This is a genomic window from Vibrio sp. Evd11, assembly GCF_900382755.1.
GTDB classification, from domain to species: domain Bacteria; phylum Pseudomonadota; class Gammaproteobacteria; order Enterobacterales; family Vibrionaceae; genus Vibrio; species Vibrio lentus.
Genome location: NZ_OSDX01000086.1, coordinates 1 through 17,221, shown reverse-complemented (window position 1 = coordinate 17,221; position 17,221 = coordinate 1). Strand labels below are relative to the sequence as shown.

Here is a 17,221-nt window from a genome sequence, read left to right as displayed (position 1 = left end):
TAGCCTCAAGGAACAATCACCACCGCCCTAGGCGGTGGTTTTGAGGAGCCAATAAAAATAAAACGCTTTTCCCTTTTGGTGGCCCCGCGCCACCTTTTTTGTTTTGGCTACTGGCTACTGGCTACTGGCGAAATAAAACAGCTCATCACTCTTCAGAACAACCTCATTAAATCGCACTGGGCACTAAGCGCGTCCAACCTAACAGCAGCATAGAAGCACACATAACCCAAACAACAGTGGCTAATGAGAGTGTCGACACCAAGTTATAGCGATAACTGAACACATAAACCGCGCCAAGATAAGCCGCGTATGGCACAAGCGAAAACAGCCCAAATAGCGCCGTTGTGCGTAACTCCACCATAGTTTGTTCAGTACCAACAATGTAATGAGCAATCAAAGCAAAGGTAGGAAACAACGGCACTAAGCCAGCGATGTAAAAGCTCTTACTCTTCGACAACAGCGCAATCAGTAAAACGGCAGCCGCACCAAGCAAGCATTTAAAAAACAGTGAGATCATTTCAATACGTTATCCAACAAACCAACAAACCAACAAACCAACAAAGGCTCTAGAGGGTAAACTCATATAGCGCCCATAAAAACGCCACACGTCACATATGCACGTGTGGCTTATAAAGTAATCGACACAATTATCAGATTAGTGACTCAAGATCACCTGATTTCGCCCAGAATGCTTCGCTTGATATAAGGCTTCATCAGCGCGTGCGATCGTCTCCGTCACCCTCTCTTGCTTCATTTCAGCAATGCCAATACTGCAAGTGAGCGAATCACCATGGATCCAAAGGTGTTGGCTGACCAAAAGTCGAATCTTCTCCGCCTTTCTTTGCGCTTCACCCGCTTCGGTTTCAGGGCAAAAAACGATAAACTCTTCACCGCCCCAACGCACCAATTTATCTGTCGCGCTAATAGAGCTTCCCACCACCATACTGAACTCACGCAAAATATGGTCGCCCATTTGGTGTCCGTATTTATCGTTCACACTCTTAAAGTAATCAATATCTAAATACAGCATGCTCAGCTTTCCATGACCCTGCTTCACATGCTGTGACTGCATCTTCAACCAATCACGAATCGCGTGACGGTTGAGTATTCCAGTCAACTCATCTCGGTGAGCCATTTCTGAAAACTCGAAGTTTTGTTCTCTCAATGCTCGATTGACGTTCTTCAAGTGATGATGTCTTTTCTCTGCAATCACCATGCGCTTTCTTGATCGGTGCAACTCTGAAAGCAGGAACGCAGTACCCGTCCCTACCCAAACAAACAGCAAGATCATAAACAAGCTTTCGCCCGTGATATACGTACCTTCGAACTCTATACTGCGTATGACAATTCGATGGTGACCAAGCTTCGCACCCGATGCCGTCGCGAATTCGACCATGTTGACGTTCGAATACTCAGGCGCTGAATGCTCCAACGCGATATCGTTATCGGCGAGCCACCATGTCATCACTTGTAAATTGTCGATCGGAATCTCAATAACTCCGCCATCCACACCAGGCGAAAACTCCATACCGTTGTACTTATGCGTGTACTCGTCATCAGGAATTGAGTAAGCGGGATTATAGTTGCGTAGATAAGTTCTTAAACGGCCGCTTGAATCCGCTTCCGCATGATAATCAATATTCACTCTAAAGGTGTGGTACTGAGACAGGTCAAGGCCAACGGTGATGTCTGGATTAATACGAATCGATAGGCCGCAATAAGGCCACGGATACTCTGACTCTTTAAGCTCACAGTCGAGAATATACTGCCCATTTTGATAGGATAATTGGGACGTACTGACGCCTCTATCTACTTGATCGCTGGTCGCGATAAATTCATATTGGTCAGGCGTAATTGCCGTTATCACACGATTTCCGCTCACACGGTAATACTGGACAATCGCCAGTGTCGTGATAACTAAAAAGATGACTATTTTATGGATCCACTTCACGTCTAAGCTTCCGGCTTAAGGTCCCTATAGTTGGGATTTCACGATAAAAAATAAGTTAGGTAAATTAGTGATCTTAATGCCAATAATTTACTAAAAAACGTTATATCACGCCTGAACAAAATGTCATACCATAATTTTATCCGCGAATTATTCACGCCGAGAATCAAGTAATATTGCGTATAAAAACAGGCTCTATTTGTTATACTCATCGCATAATCATCGTTAACCGTAGCGCCTGCTGACAGAGCGTCCGAGTCGACGAAATAATAATCAAAATACAACGAGTAATGTCATGTCTTTATTAGCAAAAGGAACACTCAAGAAAATGAGTGCTTCGCTCGATGGTGCGGTTACCTACCGTTTACCTGTCGGTGAAGAGTTTGTAGAGCTAAACCCTCTAATTGGTAAAACCATCAACCTCACTCACACCGGTAATATTTTTTGCTGCTCGTGTGGCAAGAAAACCAAGAAAAGCTACTCTCAAGGCCACTGCTTTGTGTGTATGAGAAAGCTAGCAAGCTGCGACATGTGCATCATGAAGCCAGAAACTTGCCACTACGATGAAGGCACGTGTCGTGAGCCTGAATGGGGCGAAGCGAACTGCATGGTTGATCACTTCGTTTACCTGTCGAACACATCAAGCCTTAAAGTGGGTATCACTCGTCATACTCAAATCCCGACTCGCTGGATCGACCAAGGTGCCACTCAAGGCCTGCCAATCTTGAAAGTAAAAACTCGTCAGATTTCTGGCCTGATTGAAGTTGAATTGGCAAAGCATATTGCTGACAAAACCAACTGGCGCACGCTGCTAAAAGGCGATGGCGACGATATGGAGTTGGTAGAAAAAGCCAAAGAACTGTTGCCATTGGTTGAGGATAAAATCCAAGAGATCAGAGCGAAGTTTGGTGACGATGCTATCGAGATACTAAGTGAGAACATCACGTCACTCAGCTACCCAGTTGAACAGCACCCTGTGAAGATTGTCTCGCACAACTTTGATAAGAACCCAGAGGTGACAGGTGTACTTCAAGGCATTAAAGGTCAATACCTAATCCTAGATACGGGCGTGATTAACATCCGTAAATTTGGCTCTTACGAAGTTGAAGTGTCTGCATAATTTGTAGAGCTTAAGCGTTTCTCATAGTGAGAACAGCTTAGCTAATAGCCAAAAGCTAAAAATGCCCTGAAGCCAACACTTCAGGGCATTTTCGTTAGGAATTGGCTTCGTTTTGAAACATTAATTCGAGGAATTAATGCGCAACCACATCGCCACACACGCGATTCTTGCCAGCCGCTTTCGCTCGGTAAAGAGATTGGTCAGTTAGGTTAACCAGCGCGTCGATAGAAACAGTGCCCTCGCAAGCTCGACTATCACTCACTCCGATACTCACGCTCACATTAAAACGAACTTGCTCATCAATCTTAAATTCAGTTTGGTTAAACTGTTGGCGAATCAAATCAGCGACTTGATGAGAAACTTGAGGTGACGCGTTAGGGATAAATACAATGAATTCTTCACCGCCCCATCGACCCGTGACACCACCCGCTTTCTCGACATTACGCTTGGTAATATTAGCCAAAGCGCAAATAACCTCGTCACCCACCATATGCCCGTATGTATCATTGATCGATTTGAAGTCATCGATATCCAACAGCATACATGCGAGATGAGTGCCTGAAGCAAGGTGCTCCCGTAACCATTCATAAATGGCTCTTCGGTTAAGCAAGTCGGTCATTTCATCGTAATTCGCTTGGTGAACCAAGCGCTTTTCCAGCATCACTTTTTGAGTCACGTCTTCAAGCACAACCTGAACGGCTGGCTGATCTTTCCAAGTAATCGCATTGTCGTAAATATTAAAAAACCGATGAACACCATCGAACCCAATATTTTCAACCACCGTGCTCGTACCCGACAGTTCACCAGACACAATCGCTTGATAGTGCTTATAAATGCCATCTGTATTTTGCTGTGGCACCAACTCAAGAATGGATTCCAACGCTAAGACTTGCTCGATGGAAGATCCACCTTGCAGTTTGACCCACGATTGATTGACCATCAACGGCTTAAAGTCTCGGTGAACCAAGATGCCCTGCCCTGATTGCATGATCATATCGTGGTACATCTGGTCTTGCTCACGCACCACATTTTGCAGCTGAATCGCAGGAGAAAGATCGATGACTGTGACTTGCAGTGCAGGCCTGCCTTGCCATTCAGTGACATGGTCAATAGAGAACACCGTGAACTCTCTGCCATTGCGATCAATATTGGTATAGGTATGAACCTGAGGGTCTCGTTGACCACCGACGGTTTCTAGATAATTTCTATAGGCCGCAACATGAAAATCTTCTGGAATAAGATCCAGAAAGCTATCAATATTAGACAGTAGTTCTTCGGGGGATGAGTACCCATAGATGCGAGCATAATTAGCGTCAACACTAACTACATTCATATCTTGAATAGTTATTACACCGTACGTGGATTCGAAATTTATTGAAGACATGGCCAACTCCGCACACTCGCTATACTCCTCAAGCTGGAGCATAACAACAAATCCTGCCAACGCTTCCACACAATCTTTCACGCGTTAGGGACATTAATATTGCCTGTAGTATATCGTACTGTTGCGGGCTTCTCTACAATTCAATCACTAGCACGAGTCAACAAAAGTAGACAAGTCTCTCAATCCTATTGTTCGCGTCAGAAAACAGAAAAAGATAACCTATATCTATGTAACTATTATCTTTTTCTAATTTTGGTTTTAAATTGAACGACGTAAGCCGTTCGTTACTCATTCCAATCGGAAAAATAAGAGACTAAGAAGTCGATAGCCAGCCTTGCTCTCTGTGGAAGAAAGCGACGGTTCTGGTATACGATCCAACTGCTGGTTCCTGCTCCCCAATATTCTTCTAGCACTGGAACGAGCTTTCCATTGGCAAGACCGCCATTGAAGCTGCTTTTAGGAAGATAAACAATGCCAAGCCCTTCTTCACAAGCTTTAAGTACCGCACTCGAGTTATTGCTTTTCCAACGCCCATGCACGCGCACCGCATTTAACGGTTTTCCGTCTTTCTCAAACAACCACTGATCACTGTTGGCAATAATACAGCTGTGTAACTTCAACTGTTCTGGCTGTGTTGGAGAACCGAATTGGTCGATGTAGTTCTGACTCGCGGCCGCTGCCATCGGGCGATCGACAAGCTTCCTTGCCACCAAACCCGAATCATCAAGTCGGCCATAACGAATCGCGAAATCAATACCATCTTCGATGAAGTTAACCATATTAGTATTGAAGTTCATTTCGATAGTCAGATCAGGGTGGTCTTTCGCAAATTCCATCAAAGCTGCTGCAACATGATTCTCGGCAAACGCACCCGCCGCACTCACACGCAAAGTACCGCTCAGCTGAGCTTGTTGAGACGTGACTTGTTCATTCGCTTGTTGCAGTCCAATAACCAGATCTTTGCATTGCTGATAATAGGTATGCCCAGACTCGGTCAAACTCACCATACGTGTTGAACGCGCCAACAACGCCACGCCTACCCGTTCTTCTAGTCTCGACACTTGGCGGCTGACATGGCTGGTGCTGCAACCTAATTGTTTCGCTGCCGCAGAAAAGCCGTGGCATTCTGCAACCGCCACAAATTCATTAATACCTTCAAAGCTATCCATACTTCACCTGTTTACATCTAGCTCATTCGCGTCTAACCAGTTTGCGTCCCACAAGTTCGCATCCCGCTAGTTCAAACCCGACTCATTTATATCTTCACATTCAACTGTTGCTATATAGCAATAATGTTTTGCTTATTACCTATATTATCACTCATAAGATTTGCAATTAATATAACGACATCAGCAATTCAACTATGCTTAGACAAACATCAGCCCTGAAGGAACGAATCATGAAAAAAATACTAATCCCAGTGACTAACCACGCAACACTAGGCGATACAGACCAAGCGAACGGTACATACGCTCCAGAACTGACTCATGCACTGAAAGAGATCATTGCTGCGGGTTTTGAGTACGACATCGCGTCTATCAAGGGTGGTAAAGGTCCACTGTATGGAACCGATATTGAAGGTGACTCAGTAAACGCAGAGATCTTGGCTGACGATGACTTCCAGAACCGAATCAACAATACAATTCCTGTAAGCCAAATTAACGTAGAAAGCTACGATGCTATCTTCTACCCAGGTGGATTCGGCCTACTTTCTGACCTAGCAACCGACGAGCAATTCGCAACGATTGCCGCTAAGCATTATGAAGATGGCGGTGTGATCGCATCAGTATGTCACGGCCCAGCAGCACTGCTTCCGATTGTTCTGAGTAATGGCGAGAAGCTATTAAGCTCTAAATCGGTGACTGGCTTTACTCGTGAAGAAGAGATCGACTTTGGCACCATCAATGACATTCCGTTCTTATTGGAAGAATCTCTTGCTCGTAGCGCAGCGCGTTTCAACAAGGTTCAACCTTGGCATGAGCTTGTAATTGTTGATGAGCGAGTGATTACCGGTCAGAACCCAACCAGTGCGCACGCAGTAGGTGCAGCTCTCGTTAAGCAACTGTCTTAGTTAAATCACGGACTTTTTCGATTAGCGATTAGCGGCTTTAGTCTTAGTAGACTTCGCTAAACAGAGATAAGTTAATGGAACAAAAAGAGCATACTTCCTACTCAATATTGTTGAGAGAAGTATGCTCTTTTCTAATTTTGTAGCTATTAAGTGCCTGTGACTTCTTGCTAATTACTTATGCTAGCGGCTTCGCAAGATCCCTTCAAGCACATTAAACAACAAGTCTATCTCTTCAATCGAGTTGTAATGCATACAACCAATACGCACCACGCCCTGCTCTTCAATACCCAACTGTTTCACCAAACCTAATGCGTAGAAATGTCCATTCCACACACAGATATTATGTTCACCCAGCTTCTTAGCGATGAACTCTGGAGAATGGTCATCGAAGGTAATCGCAAAGGTTGGAGTTCTTAGATTCGAATCAAACTCGGTTTTCCCGTAAAGCTTTGCTCCTTCAAGATCGGACAAGCGTTTAAGGAAGTACTCACTGAGTTGGCTCTCGTGCTTGTTATACAGCGCGTAGCTTTGCTCTAAACGAGAACGCAATGAATCGGCTGGATCGCCTAATTGCGCCAAGTAATCCACTGCCGCAATCACACCAGCAAGGCCTTCAAAGCTTTGTGTTCCTGTCTCAAATCGACCTGGGCCGATATTGGTTGCAGGCTCTACCTTGTAAGGCTTTAAAGTATGCAGCCATTGAGGCGCAACATAAGCAATGCCAACATGAGGGCCGAAGAACTTATAAGCCGAGCACGCTAAGAAATCACAATTCAGTTGCTGAACATCGATCAAGTGGTGTGGCGCGTAATGCACGGCATCGACATAAACCTGCGCACCATGCTGATGTGCAAGCTCGATAACTTTCGCCATATCGACAATTGAGCCTGTCGTGTTCGAAGCAAACGTCACCGCGACAAGCTTGGTTTTCTCGTTAAGCAGCGATTCAAAATGCGCCATATCCAAACTGCAATCCGACTCGTCTACGCGAACTTGGCGAACAATCGCACCTTTGTCGTCTGCCGCTTGCTGCCAGCTCGAAACATTCGAGTAATGATCTAACGCCGTGACGATAACTTCATCGCCCTCTTTCCAATCGCGGCTGATCGCTCGGCTAAGTTGGAAGGTCAACGATGTCATGTTCGCACCGAACACAACGTTGCCAGAAGATTCAGCATTAAGCAGTGCTTGCGCCGCTTCTCGCGCTTGCTGCATTAAGCTCGTAGTCTTTTGGCTAGAAAAATAGTGGCCGCCCAGGTTTGAATTGAAATGGCCTAGGTATTCGGTCATTGAAGCTAAAACATTCTCAGGCACCTGAGATCCACCCGGACCATCAAAGAAGGTTACAGGTTTATCATTATGGTACTGACCTAAAGCACTAAACTGCTGGCGTACATCATTAAGAGTGAAGGACATTGCGTGCATCCTTAGCTGTTAGAACAAACACATCCATATAGCCCATCTCATCGTGGTCTATGGTGCGAATCGGTTGTGCATTGTGCCAAAGCTTACTGTCTGCCAGCATCGCAACCTCGCCATCGCCTAACACCTTTCTAAAGAATGGCGCTTCATGTGAGTCTTGATACAGCATGATTTCACCACCCACAATGTTATGTCGGTTCACACCGATTAAAGCGATATGGTCAAAACCATCTTGGTGAACACCTTCAGGAGCAACTTGTGTCTCTTCAAAAATAGCGGCAATACGAATTTGATGGATTTCGATTTCTTGCCCGTCTTCAAGTCCGTTGGTTTCAATAAACAGTTCACACATTTCCTGCATGCCTTCACTGCCTAAAATATTCGCTTCAATCGGCTCGAACTGACGAACGACGTCACCTTGAAAGTGATTAATGTTTTCAGACTGAACAAAGTTATGTTTGTCTTGCTCAACGACTTGTCCATTACTGAATTGAACCACCGAGTATCTTCTCAATCGGAACTGGCCATCTGCATGCTCTGTGCTTGGAAGCTTAGAGAATGATGGTGACAACTCCTCAACCGCGTGGTTACTGAGGTGGGTAATATGTAGGGTATTTTCGTGAGCATGCAACATCATCGACTCCTTAATGATTGTTAATTTACTTTCGATATTTAACGTTTTGTTTACATAAAGGATACTTGAAGATCTTGTCAAATCAACATTAAACAATCATTTATCCCGTCAAATTTAATAATTCAGATACTAAATCCAACTTGAAAATCAAAAGCAGTGTATAACACCAGGATAAAAGATGACCAACTCTTAAAACTAGCACACTCCACTAGCTAGTTATAAATACCTGCAGATTTAAATTTAACGATATTATTAACTAGCAAGCTATGTTTCATATTGTGTCAGCCCTTTCGCTTCAATACGCCAACCTCCTTACCTGAGTTCAGGCATCACGCTCGCCATCATTCATTTCTATGCTTTTGCACAATGAAATACGACCTACCTATCAGTTGCCAGGCTATTGATTATTTACACAACAAACTGAAATTGGTTAATTTATGAGTAAGCCAGAAACCAAACGCCTTTGCTTGCGCGTCTGGAACAGGTCGAGTTCGGGGGGAACTCGGCCGCCCTCAAATAACAATTACTTTCTTTTAAGGTTACGCCTTTCTCAATGCCAACTCAGTTTGTGGTGTGTTCTCCTAATATCAGCTAAGGCTCGTATTTGAGTTAATCTGGAGAGCTTGATAATAAAGTGCTTTAAAAACGTAGATTCCAGCACTGATGTGCTAATTCCTATCCGTTACTTTTCTAATACACTATCTAGCTACTTCGAGCTTTTTCGTAGCATTTTGAAACGAATTATCAATCAAATAACCATGAGGTTAATGGTAGAATTCCGCCCCTTTTTTGTTTTGGAGATGTTCGTGAAAAAGTTACTTTTGTTATGTATGGTGTCTTTGTCTTTAATGGGGTGTGTGTCATCACAAGTAGCCATTGTGGATAACACTGCTATAGGTAACAATAACATTCATGTTGTGATTGAAAGTGACGCGGTTGAGGATCAAATTGGTGTTGGTCCGGTTATCTTGAAGTATTTAGAAGATAAACAAATCTCATCAGAACTTGGTCATGGCGGCAAACATTTTGCGCAATCAGGCACTGGCAGCGGTTTCTTGGTGGCTGAAAACAAATGGCTCACCAATTACCATGTAATAAAGGATTTAGATGATATTACTATCAGTTATGCAGGAAAGAACATTCCGGCTACCGTTATTGCTACTGATGAACATAATGATCTAGCCCTCCTAGAGGCAGACAGCGGTGATTTGAAATCAATAAAATTCGCTCCAGCTGAAGTTGGAAATAGTATTTACGTATCGGGTTATCCGCTCTCTTCTATGCTGGGCGATTATGCAAGACTGACAACGGGTAATATAAGCAGTTTGTATGGGTTTGATGGTAACACTAGCAACATACAAATTACGGCCCCAATCTCTCCAGGGAACTCAGGAGGACCTGTAACAAATACCGACTTTGAAGCTGTAGGTGTAGTCGTAAGCACGGCAAATACAGTCGCGATGGCCAATAGAATCGGTTCGCTACCTCAAGGCTTAAACTTCGCTGTATCTCCGAACGTTGCCGCAGGGTTTTTGTTGCAAAATGGTGTTGAGACACCACAAGAAACAATAGATAGCGTTCAGGCGCTTCTCAGTAGTACAGCATTAATTTGGAATGGCAATTCAACAAAGCAGAAGCGAACTTATATCGCCAAGTTTACTTATAGATATTATTGGGACCTAGGTAACCATCTGTCGTATATGAGATTGCACCTTATTGATAGCAATACCGGTGAAACAGTTTTAAAGTCATCCCTCGAAGCTGATTCAATGGGTATCCAAGGTCCAGTTTATGACATGATGGACAAGATCACCACGGAATTAGCGGTAGGTCACAATCAAACCAACATGTGATTTTGATAGACAAGAGTCAATATCAAAGAGTCGTTCTACTTAGTTAGTTCGGCTTTTTTGGCTGCAAGTTATCACTCGAAATTAAAGTTCTGATAGGTTTGGTTTATGGGTGGCCTTTATCTACGCCTTGTGTATTTAAAGCACTTTTGCTTAACTGCCCTAAATCAGTAGAGCTAGACGCTTCTGTAAGCGACTTTCCAACCCCAAAAGTTGCCCGAATTCTCGAATTTAAGTATTTTTTGTACTATTAATTATAAACTTCAAAGCCTACATACTCTCTGAGCACTAGAACATGCCTACTCGTCCACTAGTTTTTGAAGCACCCTAACAAGCGATAGTGCTGCTGACCTCCCCACTACACCTTAAACGTTGGGATGTTCTCACTGATTCATCCAGCCACGAAAACGTTTGTCTCCATTAAGTTCTAACGTATAACGATTAATTACACTTCAGCCCTTGTTTAACCTTTTATTGCCTCCATATTTTCCATACAATCCTAAGCGATTATAAAATAAAACAAATTCAATTTCGGAGTCCTCATGAGCGACGTAAAGCACTGTAATTTATTGATTCTTGGTTCTGGCCCTGCTGGCTATACAGCTGCAGTTTACGCTGCTCGTGCAAACCTAAACCCAGTACTTGTTACCGGTATGCAGCAAGGTGGTCAGCTTACAACCACGACAGAAGTAGAAAACTGGCCGGGTGATCCTGAAGGTTTAACGGGTCCAGCTCTAATGGATCGCATGAAAGAGCACGCAGAGCGCTTTGAAACAGAGATCCTGTTCGACCACATTAACGAAGTCGACCTATCAAACCGCCCTTTCCGTCTTAAAGGCGATTCTGGCGAGTACACGTGTGATGCATTGATCATCTCAACGGGTGCATCAGCTAAGTACCTAGGTTTAGATTCTGAAGAAGCATTCAAAGGCCGTGGCGTTTCTGCTTGTGCAACGTGTGATGGTTTCTTCTACCGCAACCAAAAAGTAGCGGTTGTGGGTGGTGGTAACACCGCTGTTGAAGAAGCACTTTACCTATCTAATATCGCATCTGAAGTTCATCTAGTTCACCGTCGTGACACGTTCCGCGCTGAAAAGATTCTTGTTAAGCGTTTAATGGACAAAGTAGAGAACGGCAACATTGTTCTTCACACTGATCGCACGCTAGACGAAGTTCTAGGCGACGATATGGGCGTAACGGGCGTTCGCATTAAAGATACTCAGTCTGATAAGACAGAAGACATCGAAGTAATGGGCGCATTCATTGCTATCGGTCACCAACCAAACACTGAAATCTTCAAAGGCCAAGTGGACATGAAAGATGACTACATCATCGTTCAGTCTGGTCTTGAAGGTAACGCAACACAAACTAGCATCCCAGGCGTGTTCGCTGCAGGTGATGTAATGGACCACAACTACCGCCAAGCAATCACTTCTGCTGGTACAGGTTGTATGGCTGCACTGGATGCTGAACGCTTCCTAGATGGCCTTAACGATAAGTAAATCTGAGATTGCAGATTTGATTATCGGTGCTCTCGCCTCAGTAGATGCAGGGCGTCATCACATTTTGTTATAAATCCCTAGAGCCCAGTGGTATATCCACTGGGCTTTCTTTTGTATACTAGCCGCCCTCAACAAATAATAATTATCATTAAGCCTTCATAATGGATAAGAAAAAACAACGCAGCTTGAATAAGTGGCTTAAGCAACAGAGTAAGTTAGCGAAACGCTGGCTTATGATTGCGATTAGCCTTGGCGTACTTTCAAGCGTGTTTTTAATTGCTCAAGCAGCTCTTCTCGCCTCTATTCTTCACCAGCTGATCATCGAGAATGTCGATAAATCTGAACTGGTTGGTCATTTCGCAGGCTTGGCATTATCGGTCGTTGGCCGTGCTGGCTGTACATGGGGACGTGAAATCGCAGGTTATCGCTGTGGTGAACAAATCCGTGTCTACATCAGGCAACTCATCCTAGATAAATTACGTGAGTTAGGCCCTGCTTACATTAAAGGTAAACCTGCCGGTACGTGGGCAACGCTGTTGTTAGAACAAGTAGAAGACATGCAAGACTTCTTCTCTCGTTACTTACCTCAGATGTCTCTGTCGGTAATGATTCCATTCATTATTTTGGTTGTGGTGTTCCCAGTAAACTGGGCTGCAGGACTGATCTTCTTGATTACAGCTCCACTGGTGCCGATGTTCATGGCACTTGTTGGTATGAAAGCAGCCGATGCAAACCGTAAAAACTTCAAAGCGCTTCAGCGTCTTTCAGGTCACTTTTACGACCGTCTTCAGTCGATGACAACCATTCGTCTATTCGACAGAACAAGCTCAGAAACAGAGGTACTTAAAGGTGCATCTGAAGTGTTCAGAACACGAACGATGGATGTATTGAAAATCGCTTTCTTGTCTTCTGCGGTACTTGAGTTCTTCACGTCTATCTCTATCGCGATGACGGCGGTTTACTTTGGTTTCACTTACATCGGTGAGCTTAACTTCGGTCACTACGGTGCAGGCATTACACTATTCGCAGGTTTGTTTATCCTTATCTTAGCGCCAGAGTTTTACCAACCTCTGCGTGACTTAGGTACTTTCTACCATGCGAAACAACAAGCGGTCGGCGCAGCTGAAAGTATTGTCGAGTTCCTAGAAACCGACATCACTAAGGTAAAATCAGGCAACACTCAGCTCGATCCGGCTCAAGGCATCAATATTGAAGCTACCGACCTAAAAGTGTTAAGCCCTGAAGGCGTTCAATTAGTTGGTCCTATCTCGTTCGCATTGAACACTCGCCAATCGACTGCGTTAGTTGGCCCAAGCGGTGCGGGTAAAACAAGTTTGATCAATGCCATCCTTGGTTTCATGCCTTATGAAGGAAGCTTGAAGATCAATGGTATTGAATTGCGTGACCTCGACTTAGCCTCTTGGCGTAAAACCATTAGTTGGGTTGGACAGAATCCATTGCTACTGCACGGCAGTATCCGTGACAACGTCACTCTTGGTAAGCATGATATCGCTGACCAAGTTGTCGAGAATGCACTTAAGCAATCATTTGCTAGCGAATTTGTTAATGAGCACGGCTTGGATTACATGATTTCTGATCGCTCTGGCGGCCTGTCTGTTGGTCAATCTCAGCGTTTAGCTTTGGCTCGCGCAATGATTCAAGACGGTCAGTTCTGGTTGCTCGATGAACCAACTGCCAGCTTAGATACTCGCAGCGAACAGTTAGTGATGAAAGGCATCAATAGCAATATTGAAAGCCGCACTGCCCTACTTGTGACGCACCAACTCGCTCCTCTTAGATCAGTCGATAATATTCTGGTTATGCACGATGGTGGTCTGGTTGAACAAGGTCATTACTCCCAGCTTTCGACTGCGGGTGGTTTGTTTGAAGAGATGCTGAACGCGAACTTAGCTCAACAAGACAATAAGGGTAATTTAGATGCGTGATTTACTGCCTTACCTGAAACTCTATAAAAAGCATTGGTTTGGCCTATCGCTAGGCATGCTATTGGCTTTTGCGACTCTGTCGGCTTCTATCGGTTTGTTAACGCTATCGGGTTGGTTTATTTCAGCTTCTGCGGTTGCAGGCCTAACGATTGCACGTGAAACTTTCAACTACATGCTACCGGGTGGTGGTGTACGTGGTTTGGCAATGAGCCGAACGGCGGGTCGTTGGGGTGAGCGTGTTGTCAGCCACAATGCAACATTCAAGCTATTAACTGATTTACGTATCTTCTTCTTCAAGAAACTGGCTCCGCTGATCCCAGGTCGTATATCAAATCTTCGTGATGCTGACCTTCTCAACCGTTTGGTTGCTGATGTCGATGCCATGGATCACGTGTACTTACGCTTAGTAAGCCCAGTGACGGTGGGTGTGTTCGGGATTTTCTTCCTGACTCTGTTCTTGATGTGGTTCGATACTTCTCTTGGTTTGATCTTGGGTTCTATCCTTCTGATCATGCTGTTGGTTTGGCCAATCTTGTTCTACAAGCTGGGCAAGCGTAACGGTGGTGAACTGACGCAAAACAAAGCTGATCTTCGTGTAACTACGCTAGATTGGATTGAAGGCTACAGCGAACTGACTCTGTTCGGTGCTGAAGAGCGTTACCGTAATGCGATTCTAGAAACGCAACAGAAGTTGATGGCGAATCAGTTTGTGAATGCCAACCTAACCGGTATGGCTTCAGCAGCACTGATGCTATTCAACGGTTTGACGCTTGTTCTGATGCTTTGGCTTGCAGCTGACGGTGTGGGTGGTAATGCACCAGACCCGTTCATCGCGTTAATGGCGTTCGCAACGATGGCAAGTTTTGAACTGCTGATGCCAATTGCAGGTGCATTCCAACATTTGGGCCAAACTCTTTCTTCTGCACGTCGCTTGAACGAAGTGATTCTGTCGGAGCCTGAAGTTCAGTTTGCTGAAGAGAAGCTCGACATCAACAAGCCGCTTGATATTACGTTCTCAAACGTGACGTTTAACTACCCTGAATCTGAGCGTAGTGTTCTGAACGCTGTCGACCTAACGATCCCTGCAACGAACAAGGTTGCGATTGTTGGTCAAACGGGTTCTGGTAAATCGACTCTGATTCAGCTACTGACTCGCTACTGGGATCCTAAAAAGGGCTATATCTCAATCGCAGGCATTGAACTAACACAATGGAACGAGTCACAACTGCGTGAATCAATCAGTGTGGTAAGCCAGCGTGTCGACATCTTGAATGGCAGCCTACGCGACAACTTGTTGATTGCGAAACCAGATGCCAACGATGAGCACCTAGCTAACATCCTTAAAGACGTTGGTCTAGAAAAGCTGCTTGAGAATGACGGTCTTGATAGCTGGTTGGGTGACGGTGGTCGTCAACTGTCTGGTGGTGAGAAGCGCCGTATTGGCATCGCACGTGCCATCCTTCATGATGCCCCTATCCTGCTTCTCGATGAGCCGACAGAAGGCTTAGATAAGCAAACCGAGCAAAGCATCATGGCGCTGTTCGAGAAGCACTTCGAAGGCAAGACGGTTATCTTCATCACGCACCGTTTGATTGGTCTGGAAACAATGGATTCTATCGTTCTGATTGAACAAGGCGAGATTGTTGAGCACGGTTCTCATAAGAAGCTGTTAAACGAAGCAGGACGTTACTTCCAACTTCGTCAGGCAATCTAGCGCCTTCATAGGTTCTACTTAAGCTATAAAGAAAACCATTCTAAGCCCGAGTTTATACTCGGGCTTTTTATTACCCATCACCTTTGATTTTCTCTGAACACCACAATCCATCAATCCGAATTACTTATTCTCATTCGGTTATTAATATCGGAGTTAATGCCCAAAGCGACATTCAAAATCATAAGGTCTGGCGAAGAAGGTGAACAGTAAAATAAGAATGATTACTCAAGCTTATTCGTTGGGTATGACTTGGGAAAATCTAAATAATAGCCTTGGTAGTAATCTGCACCGTATCGAGCTGCCGTTTTGAGGTTGTCGCTGTTTTCGATACCTTCGAATATGACTTTAATACCTTGTAAACTCGTTATTGTATCGAGCTCTGCAAGGAGGTTGTTTTCTGTCAATTCGTTCAGGCCAAATTCAATCAACATTTCCCGGCTTACTTTGATGTAGTTAGGTTGTACCACCGCCATACGGCTATAGCCTGACCAACCTGTTCCAAAATCGTCTAACGCGAAAGATATACCTATGCTCTTTAGATAGGCCGTACCTTTATGTAAGCTTTCAATATCCGCCAGAGGACAATAATCCTCTACGATTTCAACAACAATCTGACTCAAGTCCACTTGCTCTTGTTTGATCAATGGAAGGTACAGATTGTCTAAGTCTTGCTCATGTGCGAAATATTTGAAGAAACAGGGAGTCAGATTCAGAAATAATTTGGTTTCTCGATCATAAATATTCGAGTTTCTGAAATTCCTCAAATGCATAATGTTCAGGAAAAACTTGAATCTAAACTCCGCCTTTTCGCCAAAGTCTTCGAGTATCTTGAAAAACTTTTTTATGTCGACGCGCTCTCCTTGCATCTCAATACGGCAAAGCGCTTCGTACCCAAACACCGTTTGACTGTCGTGATTGATGGATTGAAATACGCTGTGTACTTGATATCCAAGCACTGTCATCTCATATCGATGGTTGTCTGTGTTCCACTCAAGCATAGGGCGATCTCACTTAGGTTGATTTGTGTTACACAACAACTTCATCGAATCCAATAATATCGCTTCCGCTTCTTCTAACTCCATATTTTGGGCAAACACCACTTCCGCCGCTACCAACTCTTTAATGTGATCCATCAAGGTTTGTCTATCATCCTCAGAGATGTTTTTACTGCGTAGGTTACACAATCGAATCAACAGGCTTATCACATCCAACCCTTGTGATTCGACACAAGCAAGTTGTTTATACTCTTCAATACCATCCAAGGTATTCGTAACACATTCTTTAGAAACGACTTTCATTCCTACTCCAAAACAAGCAACGCTACTGATTATCCCTCTAACTGGTGATCTTCTATCCATGAATTAGCCGTTGATACTACGTAGACAAAACCTAAATCACCTCATGCAAAAATAACGAAAAACACACCAAATCTACATTCCACATATTTTTCAAACGAACCTGATTTTTGATGGCTAAAACTAGGAAAAAAAATAGAATCGACGGCAAATAGGTTAAGCGCAATAACGACGACAATAATTAATTTTTGAGAAATAGAATGGATAACGATAATTCACTAGGGCGTGTTGATCTTTCGTGAGTGTTTTTTGAACAGCATGGTAAAGAGTTATAA

At 44.1% G+C, this 17,221-nt stretch carries 14 protein-coding genes; 6 read left to right on the top strand and 8 right to left on the bottom strand.

The features are described from left to right. Positions 1–166: 166 nt before the first annotated feature. Both ED652_RS21955 and ED652_RS21950 read right to left on the bottom strand, forming a co-directional pair. Positions 167–517: a GlpM family protein gene (locus tag ED652_RS21955; RefSeq protein ID WP_017106708.1), complete on the bottom strand. Its 351-nt coding sequence runs from the start codon at positions 515–517 to the stop codon at positions 167–169. A gap of 138 nt (positions 518–655) precedes the next feature. Beyond that, positions 656–1,951, bottom strand: coding sequence for a GGDEF domain-containing protein (locus tag ED652_RS21950; RefSeq protein ID WP_102512631.1), 1,296 nt, complete (start codon positions 1,949–1,951; stop codon positions 656–658). A gap of 292 nt (positions 1,952–2,243) precedes the next feature. Between ED652_RS21950 and ED652_RS21945 the strand changes: the two genes are divergently transcribed. Next, positions 2,244–3,068 carry a DUF2797 domain-containing protein gene (locus ED652_RS21945; RefSeq protein WP_017082764.1) on the top strand — a complete coding sequence of 275 codons (825 nt, stop codon included), beginning with the start codon at positions 2,244–2,246 and terminating at the stop codon, positions 3,066–3,068. Positions 3,069–3,201: 133 nt separating this feature from the next. Here the strand turns inward: ED652_RS21945 and ED652_RS21940 are convergent, their stop codons facing one another. Next, on the bottom strand, positions 3,202–4,494 hold the full coding sequence (locus ED652_RS21940; RefSeq protein WP_122056165.1) for a sensor domain-containing diguanylate cyclase: 1,293 nt from the start codon (positions 4,492–4,494) through the stop codon (positions 3,202–3,204). A gap of 242 nt (positions 4,495–4,736) precedes the next feature. Next, on the bottom strand, positions 4,737–5,621 hold the full coding sequence (locus tag ED652_RS21935; protein WP_102314993.1) for a LysR family transcriptional regulator: 885 nt from the start codon (positions 5,619–5,621) through the stop codon (positions 4,737–4,739). A 230-nt stretch (positions 5,622–5,851) separates the two neighbouring features. Here ED652_RS21935 and ED652_RS21930 point away from each other — a divergent pair, with 230 nt between their 5' ends. Continuing rightward, entirely contained in the window at positions 5,852–6,523 is a 672-nt protein-coding gene (locus tag ED652_RS21930; RefSeq protein WP_102486484.1) for a type 1 glutamine amidotransferase domain-containing protein, read from the top strand. A gap of 180 nt (positions 6,524–6,703) precedes the next feature. Here ED652_RS21930 and ED652_RS21925 read toward each other — a convergent pair whose 3' ends face one another. Both ED652_RS21925 and ED652_RS21920 read right to left on the bottom strand, forming a co-directional pair. After that, complete coding sequence (locus ED652_RS21925; protein ID WP_122056164.1) at positions 6,704–7,939, bottom strand: cysteine desulfurase-like protein; 1,236 nt, start codon at positions 7,937–7,939, stop codon at positions 6,704–6,706. Then, positions 7,923–8,579, bottom strand: coding sequence for a 2OG-Fe dioxygenase family protein (locus ED652_RS21920; RefSeq protein WP_029223539.1), 657 nt, complete (start codon positions 8,577–8,579; stop codon positions 7,923–7,925). The genes ED652_RS21925 and ED652_RS21920 overlap by 17 nt, the downstream gene beginning before the upstream one ends. Before the next feature lie 806 nt (positions 8,580–9,385). Here ED652_RS21920 and ED652_RS21915 point away from each other — a divergent pair. From ED652_RS21915 to cydC, 4 genes are all read left to right on the top strand, one after another. Beyond that, positions 9,386–10,432 (top strand): S1C family serine protease, encoded by a 1,047-nt coding sequence (locus ED652_RS21915; RefSeq protein ID WP_162929976.1) that lies wholly within the window; start codon positions 9,386–9,388, stop codon positions 10,430–10,432. A 539-nt stretch (positions 10,433–10,971) separates the two neighbouring features. Next, entirely contained in the window at positions 10,972–11,931 is a 960-nt protein-coding gene (gene trxB / locus ED652_RS21910) for a thioredoxin-disulfide reductase (protein WP_012603688.1), read from the top strand. 161 nt (positions 11,932–12,092) lie between these two features. After that, positions 12,093–13,877 carry a cysteine/glutathione ABC transporter permease/ATP-binding protein CydD gene (gene cydD / locus ED652_RS21905; protein ID WP_122056162.1) on the top strand — a complete coding sequence of 595 codons (1,785 nt, stop codon included), beginning with the start codon at positions 12,093–12,095 and terminating at the stop codon, positions 13,875–13,877. Next, on the top strand, positions 13,870–15,591 hold the full coding sequence (gene cydC, locus ED652_RS21900; RefSeq protein WP_122056161.1) for a cysteine/glutathione ABC transporter ATP-binding protein/permease CydC: 1,722 nt from the start codon (positions 13,870–13,872) through the stop codon (positions 15,589–15,591). Before cydD ends, cydC begins: the two co-directional genes overlap by 8 nt. A gap of 221 nt (positions 15,592–15,812) precedes the next feature. Here the strand turns inward: cydC and ED652_RS21895 are convergent, their stop codons facing one another. Both ED652_RS21895 and ED652_RS21890 read right to left on the bottom strand, forming a co-directional pair. Continuing rightward, positions 15,813–16,589: an EAL domain-containing protein gene (locus tag ED652_RS21895; protein WP_065103363.1), complete on the bottom strand. Its 777-nt coding sequence runs from the start codon at positions 16,587–16,589 to the stop codon at positions 15,813–15,815. Positions 16,590–16,598: 9 nt separating this feature from the next. Further along, on the bottom strand, positions 16,599–16,889 hold the full coding sequence (locus ED652_RS21890) for a hypothetical protein (protein ID WP_099165420.1): 291 nt from the start codon (positions 16,887–16,889) through the stop codon (positions 16,599–16,601). Positions 16,890–17,221 lie beyond the last annotated feature (332 nt).

What these genes read in the sequence shown, in the direction of transcription:
- ED652_RS21895 (WP_065103363.1), bottom strand. Translation starts at nt 16,589, where the DNA reads ATGCTTGAGTGGAACACAGACAACCATCGATATGAGATGACAGTGCTT.
- ED652_RS21945 (WP_017082764.1), top strand. Translation starts at nt 2,244, where the DNA reads ATGTCTTTATTAGCAAAAGGAACACTCAAGAAAATGAGTGCTTCGCTC.
- ED652_RS21890 (WP_099165420.1), bottom strand. Translation starts at nt 16,889, where the DNA reads ATGAAAGTCGTTTCTAAAGAATGTGTTACGAATACCTTGGATGGTATT.
- trxB (WP_012603688.1), top strand. Translation starts at nt 10,972, where the DNA reads ATGAGCGACGTAAAGCACTGTAATTTATTGATTCTTGGTTCTGGCCCT.
- cydD (WP_122056162.1), top strand. Translation starts at nt 12,093, where the DNA reads ATGGATAAGAAAAAACAACGCAGCTTGAATAAGTGGCTTAAGCAACAG.
- ED652_RS21930 (WP_102486484.1), top strand. Translation starts at nt 5,852, where the DNA reads ATGAAAAAAATACTAATCCCAGTGACTAACCACGCAACACTAGGCGAT.
- ED652_RS21920 (WP_029223539.1), bottom strand. Translation starts at nt 8,579, where the DNA reads ATGTTGCATGCTCACGAAAATACCCTACATATTACCCACCTCAGTAAC.
- ED652_RS21955 (WP_017106708.1), bottom strand. Translation starts at nt 517, where the DNA reads ATGATCTCACTGTTTTTTAAATGCTTGCTTGGTGCGGCTGCCGTTTTA.
- ED652_RS21935 (WP_102314993.1), bottom strand. Translation starts at nt 5,621, where the DNA reads ATGGATAGCTTTGAAGGTATTAATGAATTTGTGGCGGTTGCAGAATGC.
- cydC (WP_122056161.1), top strand. Translation starts at nt 13,870, where the DNA reads ATGCGTGATTTACTGCCTTACCTGAAACTCTATAAAAAGCATTGGTTT.
- ED652_RS21940 (WP_122056165.1), bottom strand. Translation starts at nt 4,494, where the DNA reads ATGCTCCAGCTTGAGGAGTATAGCGAGTGTGCGGAGTTGGCCATGTCT.
- ED652_RS21925 (WP_122056164.1), bottom strand. Translation starts at nt 7,939, where the DNA reads ATGTCCTTCACTCTTAATGATGTACGCCAGCAGTTTAGTGCTTTAGGT.